Consider the following 26,246-nt stretch of genomic DNA (forward strand, 5'->3'; position numbering starts at 1 on the left):
CAAGAGCGCTGCCCAGGGCGGTGGTTGGCGTGCTTCAGTCGGCCGGTCGCGGGCCGGGTGACGTCCCCATGGCGCACAGTGCTTCGTACAGCGGGCGGTAGAGCAGCTTGACGAGTGCGGCGTCGGCGGGGTCGCTGCGCGCGCCGTACCCGGCGGTGTCGCTTTCGGTGTCGGTCTGGGCGAAGTACGGCGCCAGGACGTCCCGCAGCCGGACGAGCAGTCCCGGGTCGCCCGCGCGGCATGGACGCCGGCCATGGCCGGTGAAGGGGGCCTGTGCCGCGGCGAGTCGTGGTGCGAAGGCCGCGTCGACGAACACGACGCGGGCGGGTACGCCCCCGCGGACGAGGCGCCCGATGACCTGCCAGATGGTAACGAGCTGGTCCCAGACGAAGGACTTCTTCTCGTCGTCGGAGAGCGAGGAGTAGATGTAGGGCCGTGACAGCACGTGTCGCCACACGCCGCGTGCGGTAGTCCTGAAAGCGCTGCCCGCCGCGTCCAGGTCCCCGGTCTGGGTGACCATGTCGCTGAACGTCCCTTCCTCCGGCAGCTTCAGCTGACCGCGTACGAACCGCGTCGCCCAGTCGTTGATGGCGAAGACCGCCAGGGAGAGGTCGTCGGGGCGGGGGTGCGGGCGGACCAGAAAGAACACCGTCCCGAACGCCGCCACCTTCTCCTCGCCGGGCCGCTGGGGGGCGGTGAGGATGTTGTGTCCTCGCTCCACGGCGAGGAGGGGTGCCACGAGCAGTTCGGCGTCCGGGTCGTCGGCGAAGGACGCGAGGTCCCCACGCCGGACCGCACCCGCACCCGCACCCGCACCCGACCCCGTGCCCGGTGCCTGGCTCCCCGCCGGCGCCGTCCCGTCGACGGCGGCCTCCAGTTCGGCGTCGTCGGCGGCCAGGACGCGTACCCGGCCGCGCCAGCGCGGGATCTCGTTGAGGGCGGTGGCGGCTACCTTGGCTTCCGCGTAGCTGCCCACCAGGAGGAGGGCACGCTTGCGGCGCTGGTCGGGAATGTGGGCGAGTTCGCTCTGGAGGGGAGAGGAGTTGCCGTCGCTCCGGGACCGGGCGAGCCGGTCGATCATCAGGCGAAGGACGTCCTCACGCTGGTCGGGGTCTTGGCCGGAGAGCCGGATCGGCTGCCCTGCGGCGTCGTAGAGGAACTCGGTGCGGAACACGGTCTCCCGGATGGCGTCGAGGGCCTTGCGCTGCGGTTTCAGTACGGCGCGGACGGGGGCGAGGACATGGGCCCGGGTAGAGGTGCCGGCCCAACTGGTGCCCGACATCAGCAGCACATGTGGGCCCGCCTTGCCGAGGCCGGGGTCGGCGCCGAGCTGGGGAAGTCCCAGGAGTAGTTCCCGGCCCACGCCCGCGCAGCGGAAGAAGCGCAGGGTGCCGGTGCGGTATCCGTCCTTGTCGCGGGCGGCGGCCCGCTCGTCCACCAGGAACTGGAAGCCCAGGACGTTGCCCATGGGCGCTTCGGGCAGCAGCGGCGCGTAGTCGAGAGGCGGGCGGCGGGTCAGCTCGTGGGCCGCGGAGTCCAGTCGTAGCGCCGCCTCCACCTGGGGCCACAGGAATGTCACCCGGTCCAGACGCTGGTGCAGGGCGGCGAGGACGAGGGTGAACTCCAGTCGTCGCGCGTTGAGTTCCCGCCACTCCTCGGTGAGCGGTACGTCCTCGGGGGCAGGCTTGTTGCCTCGCCCGGCGGTGGGCATGGGGCGCTGTTCCGGGCCCGGCGCTCCGACGAGGAGAGCGTCGAGGAACGCGCGGACACGGCGCCGTGTCTGCTTCTCGTCGAGGGTGTGCAGGACGTCGTGGGCGAGGGCGGTGAGCTCGTCGGCGGGGGTTCCGTAGGGGCCGCGTCCGCCGAGCGGATCGTCGCGGAACGTGTCGAAGAACCCGGTGATCTCCGTGCGTCGTTGCGCCCAGGGAGCCTCGGGGACGGGGGAGTCACCCTCGGCCCCGAGCCCTTCCTCGTCCTCGTAGAGCGCGCTCTCGTCCTCGACGTCCCCTTCGCTCGTGCTGTCCGGCCGCCCGGCGGGCTGGCCTCGCGTCAGCGGATACCAGGCGTGCAGCAGCTTCTCCTGGAGGGTCCACGCGCTGAAGTAGTCGATCTGCGCCCAGTCCCGCAGGCTTCCGTCGTCGATGAGCATGGCGTACAGCCGGTCCGCGGCGGAACCGACAATGTCCAGGGCGGCGGACCACCGTTCCACATCCTGGTCGGAGAGCTGCAGCCGTCCCTGCCGGGCGAGTTCGGCGATCTCGTGGGTCTGCAGCTGGTCGAGCCAGGAGTCGGAGACACCGGTGGTGACGAGCGTGGCCGACGGGGCGAACATCTGGTCGAGCTGCATCTGTACACGGTCGGCCTCGTCGACGACGACGATGTCGCTGCGCAGGCAGGCCAGCTCCAGATAGCGCAGGCGCTCGGCGTTGAGCTGACGCGGAACCGCCGTCTGGACGAGACTGGCCGGGTTGGCCACCCAGATCAACGCGTCCACGAGGTCGCGCGCGGCGGAGTGCCGGGGGCAGACGCTCCACAGCGGGCAGGCGTGCGGGGTGCCCTGCTCCTCCTCGTCGGTGTCGGTGTCGTCCGTGGGGGCCTCCCTGCCGACGGCACCTCGAGCTCGTTTGAGTTCGCTTACCGCGCGGTCGGCCGCGGGCTCCTCGGCGGTCTCCTGGCGCCGGGCAAGGTGAAGGGCAGCGCAGGGCGCGTCGGCGTAGCGCAGGGGCTCGGACGTGTCGAGTGCGCGCAGGGCGTCGAGCGGGCAGGCGGTGCTCAGGTGGGCGAAGACGGGACCGGTGTGGGCCAGCAGGGAGTGTTCTCCCCGCGCGGCGAGTCTGCGGTGCAGCCGCTGGGTGTGCTGGGGCCGTGTCGTGCCTCCCTGCACCAGGGCGGCTCTCAGGCCGAGCGTGCGGAACAGCTCGGTCAGCGTCAGCTGTTCGGCCACGTCGCCGACGACGAGGGTGATGTGCAGCCCGTTGTGGTGCGCCCAGACGGCGAGCAGGGTCATCAAGGTCGACTTGCCGGCGCCGACCATGCCGACGAGGTGGGTGAGCCGGTCGAGCGGCAGCGCGGACGCCGCCTCGAAGACGGTCCCGTCCGGGGTGCGGGTGTCGAGATCGAGTTGGGCGAGGCGCTGCTCCCAGTTCCCCGCCTTGAGCCCACGCCGCCGCTCCTTCGCGTCCATCCACCGTGCGATGTCGGCGAGTTCGTCGAGTGGCACGTCGAGGGGGCCAGCGGTGGCCGGGCGTTCGGTGGTCAGGGGGTGGCCGGGGAAAGGGTCCCGTACGAGATCGGCGGGGACGGTGACGGAAGTGCGCCGGTGACGGCGGTCCATGAAGCGGTGTTCGCCCGCCCCCGCCGGGGGAAGCGCCTTCGTGGCGAAGCCGGGGAGGTTCGCGAGCGCGTCGTCGTAGGTGGTGAAGCGGTCGGCCGCCACCTTGAGGGGGACCCGGTGGGCGGGTTCCCCGGCCGCCGGGACACGGTACGCGCGCAGCCGTTCGGGCAGTTCCAGGTAGGCGTCCAGGCTCTGCCGCCACATCCGGCCGCGGCGCATGGGCCAGAGCAGGTGCCGGGCCGCGGCCAGCGCGACCTGTTCGGTGGTGCCGGTGGGGAGCTTCGAGGCCCGTGCGAAGGCGAGGCCGTAGCCGCCGAGGAGCGTCCACGCCCCGTCGGCGGCGTGACCGGGCGCCACGGTCTCCATCAACCGCAGGGCGAGCTCGACCTGGCAGAGCAGAGCGGGCCGGGTCCCGGCGTGTTCTTCGGGCCAGGGCTTCAGTGCGGCGACGACCGGCTGGTACCAGCTGCTGCGGTCACGCATGGTCCGCTCCCTTCTTTCCGGCGCTGTCGGTCGCCGCCGTCTGGTTTCCGGACCGGGACGACGCCGTGCGTGCCCCGCCGTGCTCCCTGGCTGGAGGCACGGTGTGCGGGGGTGCGATGGACGCGTCCGGCCCGTGTTCGCCGGACAGCCGCAGCCGCGCGGCCCGTTTCAGTTGGTCGTCCGTCAGCAGTCGCAAACCGCCCGCCCCCGCGCCCCGCTCCTTGGCGTATGTGGCCAGATAGTCGCGGCGGGCGCGCACCCGGAACGCGGGCACCACCCAACAGGCTTCGTCGTACGGGGGCTCGGGGCGGACGGCGGTGGCGGCGCGTCCGAGGAAGGCGGGGTGTGCCCAGTCCTTGACGTCGACGGCCCACACATGTCCGTCGGGGAAGGTGATGCGAAGGTCGTACGCGTCGAAGCCGGGCCACATCTCGACGGTGAGGCCTAGGGCGCGCAGCTCGGCCTCCAGGAAGACCTCGGCGCGTCCGGGCCCGGTGACGAACTGTCGCAGCGGTTTCCGCAGTTGACGCAGCTCGCCCACCTCGGACGCGACGAGTTGCCGGCCCTGCGGTGGTGGGCCCTGGTGTCGGCACTGGTCGCGCTCGCACCACCACTCGGTGTCGGACACCGGATGGAGCAGGGTCAGGCAGCGGTGACAGCACAGGTACGCGCCGTCCCGGCGGAACCCGAGGGGGACGGGGGCGTAGATCTCCTCGACGAGGAAGCGCACGGGGTCGAGGAAGAGGTCGGTGCTCACCTCGGCCCAGTCAGCCTCGGTGAGGACGGGCTGATTCACCAGCAGGCGCCGGAAGGCCGTGTACGACTCGGGTGACGACACGGCCCGGCAGGCGCGCAGAGCCTCGTGGATCACCAGGCGGTCGTACTGCCGTCCGGTGCTGTCGCCGTAGCCCCGTACGGCGAGCTCGTGGCAGAGCTGCGAGGGCTCTCCGGAATCCTCGTCGATCAGCCGGTCTGCGGTGTCGAACAGGTCGGCGGGCAGCCGGTCGAGGGGCCAGCTGCCCAAGGGGCGGGCGCGAGCCCAGCGCATCATCTCGGGCACCCCGGCCGGAGGCTTGGCGCCGTTGCGCAGGCACTGGAGCACCAGGGCGTCCAGAGCCCGCTGCGCGCCGGGCGGGTAGGGCAGGGCGAAGGAGTCGAGGTGGTCGACGGCCGCCAGGTGCAGGACGGCGGTGGCCACGTCCCGCAGGAGGACGACATCAGGGTTGGACAGCCAGTCCGGTACGAGCTGCTGGTCAGGCATGGGGCGGGGCGTCTCCTCGCGGCGGGGTCTGCGGGGCGGGGCTCGACGGGCGCGGATGGTCGGTGACGTAGGCGCTGCCGGGCCGGCACCAGGTCCGGGCCTGACAGCCGTGGCAGTGGCGTCCGGTCCTCGGCTCGTAGGCGGTGTCGTCCAGGAGCGGCTGGGCGAGTCCGGCGATGACGGCCCGCGCCTCGTCGACGGTCTTGGCGCGGCCGGGGTCGATGCGTTCGAGTCGGCTCTCCCCGCGGGCCTCGCGCAGATGCTCCAGTTCGACCCAGGAGCGGCGCGGGTCGTCGCCGAGCGCACCCGCGTGGAACAGCAGTACGCCGAGGGCAAGTTGGGGATAGGTGTGCAGCAGGGAGTCGCGTTCCCATAGCGGGCGGGCCGAGGTCTTGGTCTCGCGCCAGATCCACCGGCCGCGGTGGGTGTACACCAGGTCGGGTACGGCGAGGACGACGATGTCGAGTTCGGGCACGTAGGCCGTCACCCGATGCTGTACGAGCACCTGCTCGCCGGCGTCGAGTCCGTTGAGCGGGCACAGCAGTCGGTGTTCCGCAAGCATCCCGGCGGCCTCGCGTGCGGAGGTGTCGTCGAGTCCGGCCCTGGCCTGTACAGCCGTCGGCCCGGGGATCTCCCGGTCCCGGCAGCCGCGCACCGGGCGTTCGGCGTGCTCCGCGTCGAGCCAGGCGTCGACGGCTCTGCCGCGCCGTGCCCCCCGGTCCTCGGCCGAGAGGTCGTTGAGGTGCAGTCGCCGTACCAGGTGGTACTGGGCGGGGCACTCGGCGTGCAGCCGCAGGTCCCAGACGGAGACGGAGCGGCGTGGGCGTGCGAGAGCCGGAGGGCGTCCACCCCACAGCCGCGGGGCGCGCTTCAGATCCGTGCAGCCGGCGATGGCCTTGCAGTCGACACAGCTCTCCCCGGGCCGCACGCCGGGTTCGGTGGCAGCCGTGACGAAGGCGGGCGCGGCGTCGTCCCGAAACCGCTGACTCGCCTCGGCGGAGCCTGCGGAGAGCAGCTCCTCCATTGACCCGTCAGCGCACCCGACGTCGAAGACGCGGACCAGATCCGGCAAGCAGGTGCTGTCGGTCTCGGTGGGCGGAGGCTGGGCGCGCTGCTTGCGCCGAGGCGTGGGCGCGCCGAAGGCCATCACCTGTGCCACGGCCCCGAGTTCCGCGTCGGGACGGTCGGTCTTGGCCCGGCCCATGGAGGGCAGCCACAGATCGCGCACCCTTCCGTCGGCGGAGACGTACATGCGGCCCCAGACGGTGTGCTCGTACTGCCGGGCGCCCCGCGCGTCGGGAGCGTCCGTGCGGGAAGTGCGCCACGTCCACGGCTGCTTCACCGGCTTGGTCTCGGGCAGCCCGGCCTCGACGGCGGCGGCCTGTTCGCGGGTACGGGCGGCCACATAGTGCTCCAGAGCGTGGGCGGTCCAGGCCAGGTGGGCGGGGTGGACCGGGGCGCCCCATCCCTGGAAGGGACCGCGGGTGGCCCGGAGTTCCTCGCGTACCCGCTCCACGGGCCACCCGTTGTGTTCCACAAGGTCGAGGGCGGTGAAGAGCGGGCCGAACCCGAACTCCTCGCGGGGTGGCCGCGAGTAGGGCACGGCCGGGTCGGCGACGAGCAGGGGCCGCATCGCGGTGCGCCGGTGGGTGGGACAGGCCGCGTCGTCGGGACGGGCCGTCCGGGGGCTCGCCCTGATCAACCAGTCGTGGCCGGCGACGCCGGGTGGGTTCTGCATGGTGACCCCCGTGGCAGGCGGTATGGGCAGAAGGGTGCCCGGAGCGACGGGAGTCCGAGGACTTCCGAGCACCACATGAGCATGGCATAAGATTGTGAACTGAGTCCACGGACGTCTCGCGATTAGAATCTTTCACGCTACCCTGGTGGGTCTGATGCGCAGTGGTGCGAAGGGGCACGGTGGTGGACGCGGATACGTACAAGCCCGGCGTGGGTGATCTGGTCGACGGGCGATACGAGTTGAAGGACTCGCTGGGCAAGGGCGGGATGGCCCAGGTCTGGCGGGCTCGGGAAGTGTCCGCGGGGCGGGAGGTGGCGGTGAAGTTCCTGCGCCACGACTCCGAGGCCCTGTACTGCCTCGACCCGTACGAGCGTGATGCCGAACTCGCCGTCAGGAACGCCCGGTTCCGGCGCGAGGCCAGCCTCCTGGGCACGCTCGACCACCCGGGCATCACCGAACTGCACGGAAGTGGATCCCACCGGGGCGTCCCCTACATCGCCATGCGCCTGGTGACCGGAGTGAGTCTGCGGACGTTCCTCGACGAGCACAGTCCCCTGCCGCTGGCCACGGCGGTCGCCGTCGCCGTCCAGGTGGCAGGGGCGTTGGCGTGCGCGCACACGCTCCCGGTCGTCCACCGGGATCTCAAGCCCGCGAACATCATGGTCGACGAAGAGGGCTGCGCCGTCCTCATCGACTTCGGCATCGCCAAGCCGCTGCACGCCGACGCCACCCGATACACGGCCCACGGTTCGACGCTCGGCACCCGCGGCTATCTGGCGCCGGAGCAGCTCCTGGAGCGTGAGCCCACGACGCGTACGGATGTCTACTGCTTCGGGTGCATCCTCTACGAACTCCTCACCGGGCGGCCCCCGTTCCCGCTCGGCGCGGAGTCCGGCCTGACCGACAAGCACCTCAACGAAGTGCCGCTGCCACCGAGCGCGTACGCCGCGGGCATCCCGGAGCCGCTCGACGATCTGGTGCTGCGGATGCTCGTCAAGAAGCCCGAGCAGCGTCCGGCCGTCGACGAGGTCCTGGCGGTCCTCGCCCCGTACGCCCCGGCGGTCGGCGATCCCGAACCCCGGCCCCGCACCCACCCCGACCCCACCGCCCCCCTGCGTCGGCCGCAGGACCGGATTCGTCCGCGTCCGGTCGCTCTCACGCCGCCTGTCGCTTCCGCACCGGCCGACGAGTGGCTGGACGCCCGTGTGGTGGAAAAGCTCTGCGTGCAGGCCGAGTCGGAGATCGCGTCCGGTGAGCCGGGCGACGCGACCGACCGGCTGTCCGGCCTGACAGAACGCGTCCGCGAGGAGTGGGGCGAGCGGCGCTCTCTGGTGCGTCGCGTGTGGCAGGGGGCCGCGGACGGATTCCGTCTCTCTGGCAACTTCGGCGCCGCGGCCCGCCTCTACCAGGCCGTCGACAACGACCTCATGCACGGGGAAGGCCCGGCCGAGCGGGCCGATCGCGCCCTGATCCGGCTGTGCTTGGCCGAGTGCCAACTCACCTTCGGGGAACTGGAGGCGGCCATCGCGGCGGTGGACGCGGCGGGCCACATCGCTGCCGGCCTGCCACCGGTACTCGCGGCTCGTGTCGAGACCGTACGCCAAGCGGTCGACGCCCAGCTCACGGCCCGCCTGGCCGAGCCCAGGGGCAGGGAGGCGTGACGCCGACCGGTGTGGGCGGGGCGATGGGCTACGTCTGATGAGCCAGCCGCCCCGCCGCCAGCTCGTCGCCGAGGTCGCGAGCAAGACTGGTGCCGAGGTCGGCGCTGCGACGCAACAGCCTTTCGAAGGCGGTGAGTTCGCGGAACGCCTCTCCATAGCGCCGCTGCTCCGAGAGGGGAACCTGGCGGATCTGGAGACGGCGGACGTCGATGCGGGAGGAGTTCGTCGTGTGGGTGCCGGCCTGCCGGGCGTTGGCGGGAGCCCGCAGTGAACCGGCCAGGAACCAGGCGTCGAGCTGTTCGGGCTGCACTTGCACGGCATGCAGCTGTGGGCCGAGGGCAGTCGGCGGCCCCTCGTGGACCCATGCGGAGAAAGCGCGGGCGACGCCCACCACCACGATGTCCCCGGGTTCGGCGATCACGGCCTCGCCGACCGCCGCGGTGTCGTGGGCGAGCCAGCTGCGGGGTTCGCCGTCCACCAGAAGGTCGGGGACGGTGAGGAGGGGGATGCCGTCGTCGGGCGGCGGGCCGGCGTGGATTGACTCCTCCGGCGGCTGCTGGCCGCTGCGCAGGGTGAGCGCCCCGGCCCGGGCGAGCTCGGCGACCGTGGTCGCCGTCGGTGTGTCCGCTTCGGCCGTGGCGAGATCCAGCGCCGCGAGCAGCTTGGCCGACTTGTTCACCTTCGCGGTGAGACCGGTGAATTCCCGCCAGGCTTCGGCCAGTCGGGGTGCGGTGTCCGCCGGGGACGGGGCGATGTGGCGTCCAGGGGTGAGGTCGACCTCGTCGTTGAGGAGCTCGATGACGGGCACCTGCCGTACGTAGGCAGGGGCGTGCGGGGAGTCGGCCTCCGCAACGGCCTCGCGTACGAAAGCGCTGATCGCCGTCCAGTCGGGGGTCCACTTCTCCTCCGGGTCCCGGGGGAAGCGCGAGGCCGCGTCGGCGACCAGCAGCCGATCGCCCGCCGGTGCGCCTTCCCCGGCGGTGGGCATCCGCAGCACCCACAGGTGCAGGGAGACGCTGTGCGGTGCGGCGCAGCCGGGCGGCAGCGCGACGACGGCCCGCAGTTGCCCGGTGCGCAGCAGCGAGCCGCGAATGCGGCGGCCGGCCTTCCTGGCCGCGACGGCGGGCGGCAGCAGCAGGACCGCGGCGCCGCCGGGCCGCAGCTGGGCCAGACAGTGCTGGACCCAGGCGAGTTCGGGCTCGGTGCGCGGGGGGAGGCCATGGCTCCAGCGGGCGTCGGTGGCCAACTCCTCGTACCCCCAATCCCGTTCGTTGAAGGGCGGGTTGCACAGGACGATGTCGGCGCGGGTGCCGGAGAACGGGTCGTTGCGCAGGGAGTCCGCAGCCTGTACGGAGACCCGCGCCCACTCCTTCTCCTTCTGCCCCTTGTTCTCGGCGAGTGCCATACGGGAGTCCGCCAGCGAGGAGAGGACGGCGTCCCGGTCGCTGCCGAGCAGCGTGAGCGCCCCAGCGCCTGACGCCCTCACGGCGTCGGCCGCGGCCAGGAGGAGGTTCCCGGGGCCGCAAGCAGGGTCCATGACCGTGGTGCCGCCGGAGATCCCCGGGCCGTCGCCCGCCACACGGTCGGCCGCCCAGAGGGCGAGCTCGGCCATGAGGGATGCCAGCAGTTCCGGGGTCGTGGCGATCTGGCGCACATGGACGTCGAGCCAGCGGCGCAGCAGAAACGCGAACGTCTCCATGCCGCCCTCGCGCTGTCCGAGATCCACGGCCCGCTCGATCAGCTCCCGCGCCTCGGCACGGATCTCACGGCTTCCCGCGCCCTCGTCGCTCACCCGCCCGGAGAGGAGTCGGCCCACCTCGGCGATCGCGGCCCCGGTCTCGTCACGCCCGCCGAGCGCCTCGAAACCGGGCCAGAGCCATTCCCTCTCGGCGGACTTCTTCAGCTTCTTGTTCTCGCGCAGCCAGCCCTCGATGTCGGCCAAGGAGAACTGAGGGTTGGTGTCGGTGCCGGCGATCCGCTCGGGGAAGGAGGGATGCCGTCTCCGCCAGTTACTCACCGCGGCTCGTCCCACACCCGCAAGGCGGGCGATTTCCGCCAAGGTCACCGGTACGGCACGCGACGTGGACATCTGCACTCCCAGGGCACTTCTGGTGGAGGGAGGACTTTCCCTCGGTCATGGGTGTGTGATCAAGCCACCCTTCCTCCAAACTGCATCCGCCAGCGTACATGACCATTGACTTTGTTCACAGATGCGCGTTCCGCCCCGCAGCCCACGCCCGCACCGGCCGGGCGTCGGGTCCCATCGGGTGGGTGAAGGGCCGCAGCGGGTCCACTTCGGCCCACGGGGCGAGTGCCTGTTCGGGGGTGCGGCGCTCCGGCAGCCACACGGCGAGGCGCCGCCACACCTCGCCGGCGTGGGCGGGTCGATCGTCGGGGTCCTTGGCCAGCAACTGGAGCACCAGGTCCTCCAGTTCGGAGGGGATGCCCGCGCGGAGCCTTCCGGGTGGTACGGGCGGCCGCTCAAGGATCATGCCGGGCAGCATCAGTTCGGACTCGTGCGTGAAGACCGGCTCGCCCGTCAGCATCGCGTACAGCAGACAGCCCAGCGCGTACAGATCGGTGCGGGGGTCGACCGGCTTGCCCCGCACCTGCTCCGGCGCCATGCACTCCAGGCTGCCGGGGCGCTCGCCGGTCGTGGTGAGGCCGGTGGTGTCCGGATCGAGGAAGGCGGCAACGCCGAAGTCCAGGACCTTGACCACGCCGTCCGTGCGGATCACGACGTTGCTGCCCTTAAGGTCGCGGTGCACGACGTCGCGGGCGTGCACGGAGCCCAGGACGGAGGCGATCTGGACGCCGATCGACGCGGTCTCCTCGATGGAGAGTGGGCCCTCCTCGACGATCCGGTCGTCGAGCGGTGGACCGATCACGTACTGCATGACGAGGAAGCGGGTGCCGTTCTCCTCGCCGAGGTCATAGACGGTGGCGAGCCCCGCGTGGTCGAGCCGCGCGACGGCCTGCGCCTCCCGGCGGAACCTTTCGGCGTCGCGGGCACGCTGCCCCTCGGTGAGCCCCAAATCGACGTTCATGGTTTTCAACGCCACGTCACGGCCCAGGTTCTCGTCATGGGCGAGCCAGACGACTCCCATGCCGCCCCGGCCGATGAGGTGCTTGATCCGGTAGCGACCGGCGATCAGTGTTCCGGTGTCCATTCGCGCTGCGGCCCGTCCCCTCCGTGCCCTGCCGCGCCCTGCCCGGGCTGGTGTCAGGGAGAGTGTGACACGGCGGCGCTTCGAATGCCGCCTGCGTGACGATTTATTCGTTGACTGAGTTCACATACTCTTGCTCTAATGGGGTGAAGGCGGGACGGTTCGTCCCGTGCGCCTCACCCGCTACGGTGATGCGTGGATTACGTCGGGAGCTAGTGAGGATCACGTGGACGTCTTCGAGGTGCACCGTCGGCTCATCCGGGACTACAAGGAGTACACGTCCGGATCGGTGGTGATCGACGACCCGCGGATCGGCGAGAAGGTGTCCAAGTCCCTTGCCGACGGCGACCAGTGGCCCGACCCCTGGCTCTCCCTCAACCCGAGCTTCGCGCCCGGCGGCACCGTCGATCACCTCGCCGACGACCTCGGTCTCCTCCACCCCGAGTGCAAGCGGATCTTCCGCACCGGCAAGGACAAGCGGGATGCGACGATCCGTCCCATCCGCTTCCACCGGCACCAGCGCGACGCCATCGAGGCTGCCGACTCGAAGGACTCGTACGTCCTGACGACCGGTACCGGCTCCGGCAAGAGCCTCGGCTACATCGTGCCCATCGTCAGCCGGATCCTGCGAGAGAAGCGGCCCGGAGACCCCCCAAGCATCAAGGCGATCATCGTCTACCCGATGAACGCGCTGGCCAACAGCCAGCGGGGCGAGCTGAAGAAGTTCCTCACCGCCGGATACGGCGAGGGTGACGAGCCCGTCACGTACGCCCGTTACACCGGCCAGGAGAAGCAGGTCGAGAAGGACGCGGTCCTCGACACGCCCCCGGACATCCTGCTCACCAACTACGTGATGCTGGAGCTGATGCTCACCCGCCCCGAGGAGCGCAAGCGGCTCATCGGCAAAGCCAAGGGCCTGCGTTTTCTCGTCCTGGACGAACTGCACACCTACCGGGGCCGGCAGGGCGCCGACGTCGCCCTGCTAGTCCGGCGTGTGCGCGAGGCGTGCGAGTCGCCTGCCCTGCAGTGCGTCGGCACCTCCGCCACCATGTCCACCAAGGGCACCCCTGCCGCCCGCCGCCGCGAGGTCGCCGAGGTCGCCTCCACTCTGTTCGACACGGAGATCTCCCCGGACCGGGTGGTGGCCGAGACCCTGGTCCGCGCGACCGGCGACATGCCCCCCACGCGTGCCGAACTCGCCGCCCGCGTAAGGGAGAACAACCCGCCGCTGGAGTATGACGCACTCAAGGCCGACCCGCTGGCCCGCTGGGTCGAGACCGAGTTCGGCCTCACCGAGACCACCGACGAGGACGGCACCCGTCTGCTGGTGCGCGCCAAGCCCACGACCGTGGAGCTCGCCGCGCGCGCCCTGCGCGAGGACGCCTTCGACATCCCGCGCGACGCACCCGAGGACGAACCGTACACCGCCTGTGCCAAGGCCATCCGGTCCACGCTCCGGGCGGGCACGCAGGTCCGCGACGACGAGGACCGCGCCCTGTTCGCGTTCCGCCTCCACCAGTTCCTCTCCAAGGGGGGCTCGGCGTACGTCTCCCTGGAGCCGGCGGACAGCCGCCACATCACCCGCACCTACCAGCAGCGGGTGCCCGGAGAGCGGGAGAAGCTCCTGCTGCCGCTGTCCTTCTGCCGCGAGTGCGGCCAGGAGTACCTCACCGTGGCCCGCGAGCAGAGCGACGACGGCACGGTCGCATTCCGTACCCGTGAGGACGCGGACGACGAGCAGGGCTACCTCTACCTCTCGGCCGCCAACCCGTGGCCCGAGCGCGTCACGGACGCGATCGACCAGCGCCGCTTCCCCGACAGCTGGCTCACCCTCGACCCGAAGAAGGGCGCGCCCGTCCTCACCGCGAGCCGCAAGAAGCGCGCCCCGCAGCCTGTGTGGGTGAGGCCCGACGGCACGGCGGTGAACAAGGACGGGGATGGCCTGTACGCCGCCTACGTGCCCGCCCCGTTCCTGTTCTGCCTGGAGTGCGGGGTCAGCTACGAGCAGGTCAAGGAGCGTGACTTCGCCAAGCTGATGACGCTCGACCAGGAGGGACGCTCCACCGCCACATCCGTCGTCAGCGCCTCCATCGTCCGCCACCTCAAGGGCCTGCCCGCGGACGAACTCGGCGAGGACGCACGCAAGTTGCTCACCTTCGTCGACAACCGTCAGGATGCCAGCCTGCAGGCGGGGCACTTCAACGACTTCGTCATGGTCACCCAGCTGCGCGGTGCCCTCTACCGCGCCATGCTGAGGGCCGGGGAGTCGGGCCTGCGCTGGAAGCGGCTGGGCGAGGAGGTCGTGGCCGCCATGGGGCTGGCCCGCCACGAGTACGCCAACAACCCCACCGAGGTGGAGGCGCTCGCCGAGGAGACACTGAGCGCCCTGGCCCAGGTGGCCGAGTACCGGCTCTTCCTCGACCTGGAGCGCGGCTGGCGGATCACCATGCCCAACCTGGAGCAGACCGGTCTGCTGGGCCTGGAGTACGCGGGCCTCGACCAGATTGCCGAGGACGAGGAGCGTTGGCAGCGCGCCGCCGGACCGCTGCGCACCGCGACCCCGGCGACCCGGCTCGACCTGGCCCGAGTCCTCATGGACGAGCTGCGCCGCCAGCGCGCCGTGGACACCCCGTACTTCACCGAGGCCAAGTTCAACGAACTGGGCAAGGAGTCCGCCAAGCTCAACGACGCCTGGGCCATCGCCGAGACCGAGTCCGCGCCCCCCGCGCCCGGCGTCGCGGTGGCCCGCTCCGGCCGGCCCGGCCGCTCCGGACGCATCCGCAGCGAGCTGAACCTCACCGGCCGCACCGCCTTCGGCCGCCACGTCCGCAAGGCGGAGACCTTCCCGGACTGGAGCCACGACCTCTCCCTCGACGACGCCCAGGACGTGATCCGCGACCTCCTCGACATCCTCGCCGACGGCGGTGTCCTGAGCAGGATCACCCAGGGCCGGGGAGAGGATCCCGGCTACCAGATCCACCACCCGGTGATCCGCTGGCACGCCCGCGACGACGAGCACGGCGCGGTGGACCGGCTGCGCCGCACCTACCGCACCGGCCGGGGCCCCCGAGTCAACGCCTTCTTCAAGGGGCTCTACAAGGAGGTCGCGTCCACCTTCGCCGGCCTGCATGCCGCCGAGCACACCGCCCAGGTCCACCCCGAGGTCCGTGAGGAGCGGGAGAGGCTGTTCAGCAAGGGCCTTCCGCTGCCCCTCCTCTATTGCTCGCCCACGATGGAGCTCGGCGTCGACATCGCCAGCCTCAACGCCGTCAACCTCCGCAACGTCCCGCCGACCCCCGCCAACTACGCCCAGCGCTCCGGCCGCGCGGGCCGCTCGGGCCAGCCGGCGCTGGTCACCACGTACTGCGCTACCGGTAACAGCCACGACCAGTACTACTTCACCCGCTCCGACCAGATGGTCGCGGGCACCGTCGCCGCGCCCCGCCTCGACCTGGCCAACGAGGACCTGATCGCCTCCCATGTGCACGCCATCTGGCTGGCGGAGACCCGCTTGGAACTCGGCCGCACCATGACGAAGATCCTCGACACCGACGGCAAGACCCCCTCGCTGGAGCTGCTGCCCGAGGTACGAGAGCAGATCCATAGGCCGGCCGCCCAGCAGCGCGCCCTCGCCCGGGCCCGCACTGTCCTCGCGGGCTGCGTCGACGACCTGCGCGATACGTCCTGGTGGCACGAGCAGTGGCTGGAGGACACCGTCGCCAAGGCCCCCGGCCGCTTCGACGAGAAGTGCGGACGCTGGCGGAACCTCTACCGCAAGGCCCTGGAGGAGCGGGAGATCCAGCACGACAACATCCGCAACCGCACGGCGACCGGCCGCTCCCAGGCCCAGGCCGTCCGCCGCCGCGCCCAGGCGGAGAACCAGATCGCCCTCCTGGAGAACAGGCAGGGCGGCGAGCGCACGGTACTGTCCGACTTCTACCCGTACCGCTACTTCGCCTCCGAGGGCTTCCTGCCCGGTTACTCCTTCCCCCGGCTGCCGCTCGCCGCGTACATCCCCGGCACCGGCCGCACCAGCCGCGGCTACGACGGCGACTACCTCCAGCGGTCCCGTTTCATCGCGATCAGGGAGTTCGGGCCGGGCGCGCTGATCTACCACGAGGGCAGCCGGTTCAAGGTGGACCGGGTGCAGCTCCCGCCGGACACCGCGGGCGAGCTGACCACCGAGAGCGCCAAGGTGTGCCAGGGCTGCGGATATCTGTCCCCCGAGGAGCGGCGCGAGGACACCTGCCTGGGCTGCAACAGTTCGTACGGCGACCCTCGCACGGGGCTGCTGCACCTGCACACCGTCTTCACCCACCGCCGTGACCGGATCTCCTCCGACGAGGAGGAGCGCCAGCGCACGGGCTATGCGGTGGAGATCTCCTACCGTTTCAAGCAGCACGAGGACGGCCGAGACGGTTCGCTGCGCGCCGAGGCGAAGGCCGCGGCCGGCCGCCTCCTTGCCGAACTGGTCTACGGCGACAGCGCCACCGTCCGGCTCACCAACCTGGGCTACCGCCGCTCGGTCGCCAAGGGCGAGATCGGCTTCTGGCTCGACCCGGTCACCGGTCAGTGGCTGGCCGGCTCCACCGGCAAGCAGAGCACGAGCGCGCCCGGCCGGGAGACCCCCGTGGAGGACGAGGGGCTCGCCGACGCGGAGAAGGCCGTACGCAAGATCCCCGTCATCCCGTACGTCCAGGACACCCGCAACATCCTCGTCCTCAAGCTCGCGGCCCCCGTCGACAAGGACACCGCGATCACCCTCCAGTACGCGCTGGAGCGGGGCATCGAGGCCGAGTTCCAGCTGGAGGACTCCGAGCTGGACACCGAGGAGCTGCCGCCGCACGACGGCCCCCGCGAACGGCTGCTGTTCATCGAGAGCGCCGAGGGCGGCGCGGGCGTCCTGCGCCGTCTGCAGGCCGAGCCCGACGCGCTCGCCCGCGCTGCCCGCCGGGCCCTGGAGATCGCGCACTTCGACCAGGTCGGGCGCGACCGGGGAGCCGAGAAATCCAATGGCGACCCCTGCGAGAAGGGCTGCTACGACTGCCTGCTCTCCTTCGGTAACCAGCGCCACCACCGGATGATCGACCGCCATCTGGTGAAGCAGCTGCTGATGGACTTCGCGGGCGGTGAGGTCGGCTCCAGCCGCGCGGGCCGCACCCGCGACGAGCACGCCGACGCGCTCATCGAGGGCGCCGACTCCTCCCTGGAGGAGCGGTTCGTCGCCTACCTCAGGACCCACGGCCACCGCCTCCCCGATCACCAGCAGGTGAAGCTGAGCGCGGCCCTGTCCAAGCCGGACTTCGTCTACGACACCTCCTTCGGCCCCGTCGCGGTCTTCGTCGACGGCCCGCACCACGATCACGCGGAGACGACGCTGCGCGACGAGGAGGCAGCGGACCGGCTGAAGGAGATCGGCTGGGAGGTCATCCGTATCCGCTACGACGACGACTGGTCGAAGGCCGTGGCCGACTATCCTTCGGTGTTCGGCGAGGCGCGCCGTTGATCTCAGGGACCGGGGCGGACCTCTTCGATCCGCCCCGGTCCCACAGCCCGCACCCGATCCGCCCGGCCACCGCCCCGGCCGACCCGCCGGAACGACTCCTACGCCCCGACCCCGGAAGGCCCGCATGACCACCGCTGCCCAGCCGACCCGGCAGTACGCCGTCGGCTCCCTCGTCCACGCCCGGGGCCGCGAGTGGGTCGTGCTGCCCGACTCCACACCCGACCTCCTCGTCCTGCGCCCGCTCGGCGGCGCCGACGACGACATCGCGGGCGTCCTGCCCGGCCTGGAGACCGTCGTCCCCGCCACCTTCGCCCCGCCCACCCCTTCCGACCTGGGCGACCAGCAGGCCGCCGGGCTGCTGCGCACCGCCCTGCGCATCGGCTTCCGCTCCGGCGCCGGCCCCTTCCGCTCCCTCGCCTCGATCGCCGTCGACCCCCGCCCGTACCAGCTGGTCCCCCTGCTGATGGCGCTGCGCCAGGACACCGTGCGGCTGCTGATCGCCGACGACGTCGGTATCGGCAAGACGGTCGAGGCCGGGCTGATCGCCGCCGAGCTGCTCGCGCAGGGCGATGCCCGAGGCCTGGTCGTGCTGTGCTCGCCCGCCCTGGCCGAACAGTGGCGGGCCGAGCTGTACGGGAAGTTCGGCGTCGACGCCCGTCTCGTGCTGCCGTCCACGATCAGCCGTCTGGAGCGCGAGACGCCGTACGGCCAGTCGGTGTTTCGCCCCGACGGCGCGTACGTCGTCTCCACCGACTTCATCAAGTCTCCCCGTCACCGGGAGGACTTCCTGCGCCACTGCCCCGACCTGGTGATCGTCGACGAGGCGCACTCCTGCGTCTCCGACACCACAGTCGGCGCATCCGCCCGCTCCTCCCAGCAGCGGTACGCGCTGCTGCGCGCCCTCGCCGACCGGACCGACCGCCACCTCCTCCTCGTCACAGCCACCCCGCACAGTGGCAAGGAGGAGCCTTTCCGCCGCCTGATCGGCCTGCTCGACGACCGCCTGGCCGCCGTCCCCCTCGACACCGACGCGGGCCGCAGGCTGCTCGCCGAGTTCTTCGTGCAGCGCCGCCGCGCCGACATCCGCGAGGACTTCCAGGACGGCGCGCACTTCCCGTCGTCCCGAGACACCGCCGAGACCGCCTACACCCTGCACCGCGACTACAAGAAGCTCCTCGACGAGGTCCTGTCGTACGCCCGCGAGACCGTACGCGCGGCCGACGGCGCCCTCCAGCAGCGTCAGCGCTGGTGGTCCACCCTCGCCCTGCTGCGCACCCTGTCCTCCTCCCCGGCCGCCGCCGTGCAGTCCCTGAACACACGCGCCGGCGTCGAGGAGGCGGACACCCCCGCCGAGGCGGACCGCACCGGGGAGCGCACCGTCTCCGACCCGGCCGACAGCGAGACCCCCGAGTCCGCGGACGCCGTACCGGGCACCCGCCTCCCGAAGGCCACCGCCACCGAGGCCACCGCCTCCGACACCGAAGACACCGAGGCCGACGACGAGGAGAGGGCCCGCCTGGTCGCCATGGCCGAATCAGCCAGGAAGCTCTTCGGACCGACCCGCGACGCCAAGCTGAAGAAGCTGATCGCCACGGTCTCCGGCCTCCTCGACGAGGGCTACCGCCCCATCGTCTTCTGCCGCTATATCGCGACCGCCGACTACGTCGCCGACCACCTCAGGAAGGCCCTCAACAAGAAGGGCACCGAACACCCGGTCGCCATCGCCTCCGTCACCGGCGAACTCTCGCCCGACCAGCGCGTCACCCGCATCGCCGAGCTGACCGGCACCGACGAGGAGGGCAACCCCGCGCCCGAACGCCGCGTCCTGGTCGCCACCGACTGCCTGTCCGAGGGCGTCAACCTCCAGGAGTCCTTCGATGCGGTCCTCCACTACGACCTCGCGTGGAACCCGACCCGCCACGAGCAGCGCGAGGGCCGCGTGGACCGCTTCGGCCAGCGCACCGACGTCGTCAAGGCGCTCACCCTGTACGGCGCGGACAACCCCGTCGACGGCATCGTCCTCAATGTCCTGCTCCGCAAGCACGAGCGGATCCGCCGCGTCACCGGCATCTCCGTGCCCGTACCGCAGGAGTCCGAGAGCGCCATGCAGGCCGTGTTCGAGGGCCTGATCCTGCGCGGCGAGCGGTCCCCGTACGAGCAGGAGGGGCTGTTTGCGCAGGAGGAGGTGGCCGCGCAACTGGAGATCGCCTGGCAGTCCTCCGCCGACCGGGAGAAGCGCCACCGCTCCCGGTACGCCCAGCTCACCATCAAGAAGGACGAGGTGGCCGCCGAGGTCGACGAGGTCCGCGCCGCGCTCGGCACCGGCGAGGAGGTACGGGACTTCACCCGCCGCGCCCTGGGCGCCCTGCGCGGTATGCCCGCGCCCACGAAGCAGGGCGGCTTCACCGCGCACACCGACGCCCTCCCGCAGGGCCTGCGCGACACCGTCTCGCACGCGCTCGGCCCCCGCCACCCCCGCCCGGTCGTCTTCCACGACGCCCCCAGCGCCCCGCGCGGCGAGGCCGCCCTCACCCGCACCGACCCGGTGGTCGCCGCCGTCGCCCGCTTCGTGCTGGACGCGGCCCTCGACGACGCCGGCAAGGTCCCCGAGTGGCAGCGCCCGGCCCGCCGCTGCGGAGTCGTCCGTACGGCAGCCGTGGAGCGGAACACCACGCTCCTGCTCGTACGTCACCGCTTCCAGCTGAACCTGCCCGCCCGCGACGGCTCGGTGCGCGAGCAGCTCGCCGAGGACGCCCGCGTGGTCGCCTACCGAGGCAGGCCCGATGCCCCCGAATGGCTGCCGGAGGACGAGGCGGTGGCCCTCCTCGACGCCCGCGCCACGCAGAACACCGACCCGAAGTTCGCCACCGAGCACATCGCCGAGATTCTGGCCTCCCTGCCCGCGATCATGCCCGAACTGCGGTACCAGTCGGCCGAGTTGGGCCGCACCCTGGAGGCCTCGCACCGCAGGGTGCGCACCGCCTCCCGCGCCCGTCTCGCGGGCCTGAAGGTCGTCCCCCAGGGCGACCCGGACATCCTGGGCGTGTACCACTACCGCCCGGCCCCGACGTTCTCCCAGGGAGTGGGCGCATGAGCACCGCCAGGACCCAGGTCACTGACTCCGTCGCCACCGTCGGCGGCCTCCTGCCGTACGACCTCCTGGTCAGGATCAAGGAGGGCAAGGAGCAGACCGGCTCCAAGCCCGCCGACTACCGCCTGTACGCCAAGGGCGACTCGGTACGGGACGCCGCCGAGCGCTCCTGGGGCTATCTGCGCGGCGTGTGGGCCGCCTACCAGGACGCCCTGGCCCGCGACGGCGCCGACGCCGACCCCGGCGTGCACGCGGTCGGCGTCACCACCGAACGCTGGCTGCTGCCCCTCTTCGAACAGCTCGGCTTCGGCGCCCTCACCCCCGTCCCCGCGCCCGGCCTGCCCTCCCACGACGGCGAGAAGGACTTCGAGGTCAGCCACCACTGGGCGCACGTCCCCGTCCACCTCACCGGCTGGAACGTCCCCCTCGACACCCGCACCACCGAACTGGCCAAGCAGGCGCCGCAGTCGATGGTGCAGGAGTACCTCAACCGCTCGGCGGACTCCACCCTCTGGGGCGTCCTCTCCAACGGCCGCCAGCTGCGCCTGCTGCGCGAGTCCGCATCCCTCACCGGCGCCGCGTTCATCGAGTTCGACCTCCGGGCGATTTTCGACGGCGACCGCTCCGACGACTTCGTCCTCCTGTGGCGCCTGCTGCACCGCACCCGCTTCGAACCCCGTGCCGAGGGTGAGCCGGCCGCGACCTGCCTACTGGAGAAGTGGCGCACCGAGGCCATCGACAGCGGCACCCGCGCCCTGAAGGAACTCCGCAAGGGCGTCGAGAAGGCCCTGACCGTGATCGGGACGGGCCTGATCGCCCACCCCGACAACGCCGACCTGCGCGACGCCCTGCGCACCCGCGACAAGAACGTCCGCGACGACCTCCACCCGGCCCTGCTGCGCCTCGCCTACCGCCTGCTGTTCCTCTTCGTCACCGAGGACCGCGACCTCCTCCTGCACCCCGACGCCACCGAGAAGGCCCGCGAGACGTACGAGAAGTACTTCTCCACGGCCCGCCTGCGCCGGGTCGCCCGCCGAACCGGCACCCTCCACGGCGACCAGTGGCAGGCGCTGCGGCTGGTCATCGAGGGCCTCGGCACACCGGGCGGCCGCCCCGAACTCGGCCTCCCCGCGCTGGGCGGCCTGTTCGAGCCCACCGCCACGGAGGCGATCCTGGACGGCCTCAGCCTGTCCAACCAGTCCCTGTACGAGGCCGTACACGCCCTGTGCGAGGTGTACGACGCCAAGCTGGGCCGCCCCCGCAAGGTCGACTACCGCCACCTCGGCGCCGACGAGCTCGGCTCGGTCTACGAGTCTCTGCTCGAACTGGAGCCGCGCCTCGGCGAGGGCAACGAGTACGTCCTGGCCAAGCTGGACGGCAACGACCGCAAGACCTCCGGGTCCTACTACACCCCGTCCCCCCTCATCGACTGCCTCCTCGACTCCACCCTCGACCCGGTCATCGACCAGGCCGTCAAGTCCGGTACGACGAAGAAGGAGCGCAAGGACGCGCTGCTCGCCCTGACGGTGTGCGACCCCGCCTGCGGCTCCGGCCACTTCCTGGTCGCCGCCGCCCGCCGCATCGCCCGCCGCCTCGCCGAGATCGAGACGGACGACCCCGAGCCGAGCGCCGAGGACGTACGGCACGCGCTGCGGGACGTTATCGCCCGGTGCGTGTACGGCGTCGATCTCAACAAGATGGCCGTGGAGCTGGCCAAGGTGTCCCTGTGGATCGAGGCGATGGAGCCGGGCCGGCCGCTCACCTTCCTCGACGCCCACATCAAGCACGGCAACGGCCTGCTGGGCACGACGCCGAAGCTGCTGGCCGAGGGCCTGCCCGACGACGCGTTCAAGCCGCTGGAGGGCGACGAGCCGAAGCACGTCACCGATCTGAAGAAGCGCAACGCGGCGGAGCGGACCGCATGGAAGACCGCGCTGCGGCACGGGGCGAACCAGGACGCCCTGTTCGCGGAGGAGGAGGTGCTGGCCGAGTCCAACTCGGCGTTCGGCGAGAAGGTCTCGGCGATCACCGGGACGGACTCGCAGGAGCTGGACGACGTCCGGAACCAGGCCAAGGCGTACCGCGAGCTGACCACGTCCCCGGACTACATCAGGGCCGTGGAGCTGGCCGACGCGTGGTGCGCGGCGTTCGTCTGGAGGAAGACGAAGACGGCGACGCCGCCCGCGCTGACTACGAAGTCGCTGCTCACGCTGCACTCCGAGGACGGCGGCGCGAGCTTGCCGGGCGGCACGGTGGAGGAGGTTGCACGGCTGCGGGAGGAGTACCGGTTCTTCCACTGGCACCTGGAGTTCCCGGAGGTGTTCCGGGTTCCGGCGGATGCGAAGGCGCCGGGGGTGGACGAGCGGACCGGGTGGAAGGGCGGGTTCAGTTGCGTGCTGGGGAACCCGCCGTGGGAGCGGGTCAAGCTCCAGGAGCAGGAGTTCTTCGCCACCCGTGACGAGAAGATCGCGAACGCCGCGAACAAGGCGGCGCGTGAGCGCATGATCGACGCGCTGGCCGAGAGCGAGGAGGAGACGGACCGCACGCTGCACACCGAGTTCATCGACGCGCGCCGCCTCTCCGAGGGCGTCAGCCATCTGCTGCGCGACTCGGGCCGCTTCCCACTGGCCGGACGGGGCGACGTCAACACGTACGCCGTCTTCGCCGAGGCCGCCTCCCTGGGCGTCGCGTCGACCGGGCGACTGGGCCTGGTCCTGCCGACCGGCATCGCCACCGACGCGACGACGGCGCCGTTCTTCTCGGACCTGGTGCGCGCGGCTCGGCTCGCGTCGTTCCTGGACTTCGAGAACGAGGCGTTCATCCTCAGCCGGGATGTGCACCACTCGGTGCGTTTCTCCCTGTTCACCGTCACCGGCGTTGGTGCGCGCGTCGACGAGGCGTCCTTCGCCTTCGGTACCCGGTACATGGATGACCTGGAGAGCCGGCGGTTCGCCATGCCTCCGGAGGAGATCCTGCTGGTTAACCCCAACACGGGCACCCTTCCGGTGTTCCGCACCCGGCGGGACGCGGAGATCACCCTCGGGATCTACCACCGGGTCCCGGTGCTGATGAAGGAGCCTGACGAGAACGGCTGGGGCGGGACCAACCCGTGGGGTCTGACGTTCATGACCATGTTCCACATGTCCAACGACTCCCACCTGTTCCGGGGCAAGCGGGAACTGGAGGACGAGGGCTGGCAGTTGATCGGCAACGTCTTCGCGCGCGTCGATGAAGAGGGGAAGACGCGCCGCTATCTCCCGCTGTACGAGGCGAAGATGCTCCACCACTTCGACCACCGCCTCGGCACGTACGAGGGCCAGACCCAGGCCCAGGCCAACGTCGGCACCCTCCCGCGCGTGACACCGGAACAGCACGACGACCCCGACTTCGCGCCGCTGCCCCGGTACTGGGTGCCGGAGCAGGATGTGGACTCCGGCAAGCGGGACAAGAAGGGGAACCGGATCATGTGGGCGGGGGTGGAGACGCGGCTTGCGGAGCGGGAGTGGTGGAACGGGTGGCTGATGGGGTGGCGGGACATCGCCCGCTCCACTGACACCCGGACGACCATGGCGACCGTTCTCCCGCCTTACGGCGTCGGGCACACCAACCCGCTCATGTTCCCGGAGGACGCCGAGTCGGCTGCGCTGCTTCAGGCGTGCATGTCGTCGTTCGTCTTCGACTACGTGATCCGGCAGAAGATCGCCGGAACGCACCTGACGTACGGCTACCTTTACCAACTCCCGGTTCCGCTGCTCGCCGACTTCCGCGCGGTGCCAGGCGGGGCGGAGTGGTTCACTGCTCGTGTGGTGGAACTCGCCTACACCAGCCGTGACATGGCCGACTTCGCCGAAGACCTTGGCTACGAGGGAGCCTCGTTCAGGTGGGATGAGGGACGCCGTGAGCTGCTGCGCGTGGAGCTGGACGCGGCGCTCTTCCACCTCTACGGGGTCAGCCGGGCGGATGTGGAGTACGTCATGGACACCTTCCCCGTGGTGAAGCGCGAGAACGAGGCCGCCCACGGCGGCGCCTACCGCACCAAGGACCTCATCCTCGACATCTACGACCGCATGGAAGAGGCCCGCGCAACCGGCGGCGAGTACCGAACCGTGCTGGCCCCGCCGCCGGGCAAGGGACCGCGTCACGAGGCCTGAGTGCCGCAGCCTCGGGCGGGTCGGTCAGAACCCGTCCCGCCCGAGGTCCGCGACGAACCCGGCCCACGCGTCCCGCGTGAACGCGAGTTGCGGCCCGTCGCCCCGCTCTTTGGAGTCCCGTACGCGGACGGCGGTCCCGTCGGCGGCGAGCTCCAGGCATTCGCCGCCCTCGTTGCCGCTGTAGCTGCTCTTGAACCAAACAAGTCGCGCAGGTTCCGCAGTGTTCATCATCGTTCCCCCAGCAAGTTCTCGATCAGGGATAGGGACTCGCGCATGGTGAGCGCTTGTCCCCTGATGCTGCCGTACCGTGCGGCCAGGATACGGACTTCCTCCGGGTCCGTGATCAACCGGCTGGAGTTCTGTGCCTCGGTGTATCCCAACTGAGCCTTCCCCTTGGGCGTGAGGAGCACGAACGCACCGCCCATCCCCGCGTGCTCGCTGCGGTCGGTTGGCATCACTTGCAGTTCCACATTGCGCAGTTGCCCGAGTTTGAGCAGCTGCTCCAGCTGCTCCCCATGGACTTCTCGCCCGCCAAGAGGGCGCCGCAACACGGTCTCCTCGATGACGGCGCTGACCATTGGCGGAGGCCAACTGGTCAGGATCTCCTGACGTCCCATCCGAGAGGTCACCCGATGCTCGATGGTCTCCTCGTCCAGCAGCGGCTTACGCATCTCGTACAGGGCACGGGCCCGCCGCTCGGTCTGCAATAGCCCCGGAATGTCATGGTTGTTGTAGAAGTTGATCTCAACCGCGTCCCGCTCCAGCCGCGCATAATCCCTGAACCACTCCGGATGCCGAACCCTCCTCCGCGCCCGAGCCCGCTCCGCATCCTCCGCAGCCGCAGCCAGCAGCCCCCCGCACTCCAGCAACTCATCGACCGTGCGCAGCAGTTCGGGCTGAGGCGTCCGTCGCCCCCGCTCCACGGACGAGATGGTCTCCTCCCCAGACCGGGGCCGGTCGCCCAGCTCCTTCTGGCTCATCCCGGCCCGTGCCCGCGCGACCTTGATCTGCCGCCCGAGCGCCCGGAACAGGTCGGCCACCTCGTCCGTAACGTCCGCCTCACCGCCGGCGGGAACCCCCGAACCGCCCTCCTGTGTCGCCATCCCGTACCACCGCCCACTTCCGTCGCACCAGGGGTGAACCGCCGAACGTCCGGCCAATCACGGCCGTACGCCCGGACATCCCGCCCTCCGCCCCGGGACAGTCATCCTCCGTACCGCCCCGCACCCTCCACGCAGTAGAAGCGCTCCGTCACTCTTGGTGAGGTGATCCAGCAAACCGTCATCGTCACCGGTGAACCGACCGTCATCACCCACCACTTCCGCGTCATGTTCCCCACCAGCAGACACGGCGCCCACACCGCCCGCCACGCTGCCGAACGCTGGCTCGCCGACCAGCGGGACTGCCCTGAGGCCGCGGCCGGCGACGAGGACGCGGCCACGACCTCCCTCCTCATCGCGGAACTCGCCGCGAACGCCGCCCTGCACGGCCGCGTACGGGGCCGCCACGCCCGCCTCGCCCTGACCCTCACGTCCGGCACCCTGCGCATCGAGGTCACGGACGCCCGGGGTGACCGCCTGCCCGAACTGGCGCCAGGCAGAGACGGCGACGGAGATGGGGACGGCGAGTCGGGGCGCGGCCTGCCCCTCGTCGCCTCGCTCGCCGACGCCTGGGGCTGCGAGCCCCACCGCCCGGGTGGCAAGACGGTCTGGGCCGAGTGCGCCCGGCGTGAACCCGCGCTCAAGGGGGGGCGCGTGAACTCAACTATGCACCTAATCGCAGGAGTTGGGGATTGACGGTGGTTGTGAACGGCCTTCACGCTTAACAGGTAATCGTGAAGGCCGTTCACGGGGA

At 71.1% G+C, this 26,246-nt stretch carries 12 protein-coding genes; 5 read left to right on the plus strand and 7 right to left on the minus strand.

The annotated features are described in order from the left end of the window. Nucleotides 1-34: 34 nt before the first annotated feature. From SGA01_RS23205 to SGA01_RS23215, 3 genes are read right to left on the minus strand one after another with little or no spacing between them, the layout of a single operon-like run. Nucleotides 35-3,817, minus strand: coding sequence for a pPIWI_RE_Z domain-containing protein (locus SGA01_RS23205; protein WP_141298345.1), 3,783 nt, complete (start codon nt 3,815-3,817; stop codon nt 35-37). Next, nucleotides 3,810-5,078: a pPIWI_RE_Y domain-containing protein gene (locus tag SGA01_RS23210; protein WP_141298346.1), complete on the minus strand. Its 1,269-nt coding sequence runs from the start codon at nt 5,076-5,078 to the stop codon at nt 3,810-3,812. Before SGA01_RS23210 ends, SGA01_RS23205 begins: the two co-directional genes overlap by 8 nt. Beyond that, on the minus strand, nt 5,071-6,816 hold the full coding sequence (locus tag SGA01_RS23215; protein WP_141298347.1) for a PD-(D/E)XK nuclease family protein: 1,746 nt from the start codon (nt 6,814-6,816) through the stop codon (nt 5,071-5,073). Before SGA01_RS23215 ends, SGA01_RS23210 begins: the two co-directional genes overlap by 8 nt. A 182-nt stretch (nt 6,817-6,998) precedes the next feature. On the opposite strand from SGA01_RS23215, the gene SGA01_RS23220 reads away from it, so the two are divergent. Further along, a complete protein-coding gene (locus SGA01_RS23220; RefSeq protein ID WP_141298348.1) occupies nt 6,999-8,477 on the plus strand; it encodes a serine/threonine-protein kinase in 1,479 nt (492 codons plus the stop codon). A 28-nt stretch (nt 8,478-8,505) separates the two neighbouring features. On the opposite strand, the gene SGA01_RS23225 is transcribed toward SGA01_RS23220, so the two are convergent. Both SGA01_RS23225 and SGA01_RS23230 read right to left on the minus strand, forming a co-directional pair. Then, complete coding sequence (locus SGA01_RS23225) at nt 8,506-10,566, minus strand: N-6 DNA methylase (protein ID WP_141298349.1); 2,061 nt, start codon at nt 10,564-10,566, stop codon at nt 8,506-8,508. Between the two features lie 115 nt (nt 10,567-10,681). After that, a complete protein-coding gene (locus tag SGA01_RS23230; protein ID WP_141298350.1) occupies nt 10,682-11,647 on the minus strand; it encodes a serine/threonine-protein kinase in 966 nt (321 codons plus the stop codon). A gap of 223 nt (nt 11,648-11,870) precedes the next feature. Here SGA01_RS23230 and SGA01_RS23235 point away from each other — a divergent pair, with 223 nt between their 5' ends. The 3 genes from SGA01_RS23235 to SGA01_RS23245 all read left to right on the plus strand — a co-directional run bounded on the left by SGA01_RS23235 (nt 11,871) and on the right by SGA01_RS23245 (nt 24,392). Then, nucleotides 11,871-17,150, plus strand: a complete 5,280-nt coding sequence (locus SGA01_RS23235; RefSeq protein WP_141298351.1) for a DEAD/DEAH box helicase — start codon at nt 11,871-11,873, stop codon at nt 17,148-17,150. A 124-nt stretch (nt 17,151-17,274) separates the two neighbouring features. Continuing rightward, nucleotides 17,275-20,244 (plus strand): DUF8741 domain-containing protein, encoded by a 2,970-nt coding sequence (locus SGA01_RS23240; RefSeq protein WP_141298352.1) that lies wholly within the window; start codon nt 17,275-17,277, stop codon nt 20,242-20,244. After that, nucleotides 20,241-24,392 (plus strand): Eco57I restriction-modification methylase domain-containing protein, encoded by a 4,152-nt coding sequence (locus SGA01_RS23245; protein WP_141298353.1) that lies wholly within the window; start codon nt 20,241-20,243, stop codon nt 24,390-24,392. Before SGA01_RS23240 ends, SGA01_RS23245 begins: the two co-directional genes overlap by 4 nt. A 24-nt stretch (nt 24,393-24,416) precedes the next feature. On the opposite strand, the gene SGA01_RS23250 is transcribed toward SGA01_RS23245, so the two are convergent. Further along, complete coding sequence (locus SGA01_RS23250; protein WP_141298354.1) at nt 24,417-24,620, minus strand: DUF397 domain-containing protein; 204 nt, start codon at nt 24,618-24,620, stop codon at nt 24,417-24,419. Beyond that, a complete protein-coding gene (locus SGA01_RS23255) occupies nt 24,620-25,495 on the minus strand; it encodes a helix-turn-helix domain-containing protein (protein WP_141298355.1) in 876 nt (291 codons plus the stop codon). Before SGA01_RS23255 ends, SGA01_RS23250 begins: the two co-directional genes overlap by 1 nt. A gap of 162 nt (nt 25,496-25,657) precedes the next feature. Here SGA01_RS23255 and SGA01_RS23260 point away from each other — a divergent pair, with 162 nt between their 5' ends. After that, nucleotides 25,658-26,188 carry an ATP-binding protein gene (locus SGA01_RS23260; protein WP_141298356.1) on the plus strand — a complete coding sequence of 177 codons (531 nt, stop codon included), beginning with the start codon at nt 25,658-25,660 and terminating at the stop codon, nt 26,186-26,188. Nucleotides 26,189-26,246: the final 58 nt, after the last annotated feature.

It is taken from the genome of Streptomyces gardneri (assembly GCF_006539185.1).
Lineage (GTDB): Bacteria > Actinomycetota > Actinomycetes > Streptomycetales > Streptomycetaceae > Streptomyces > Streptomyces gardneri.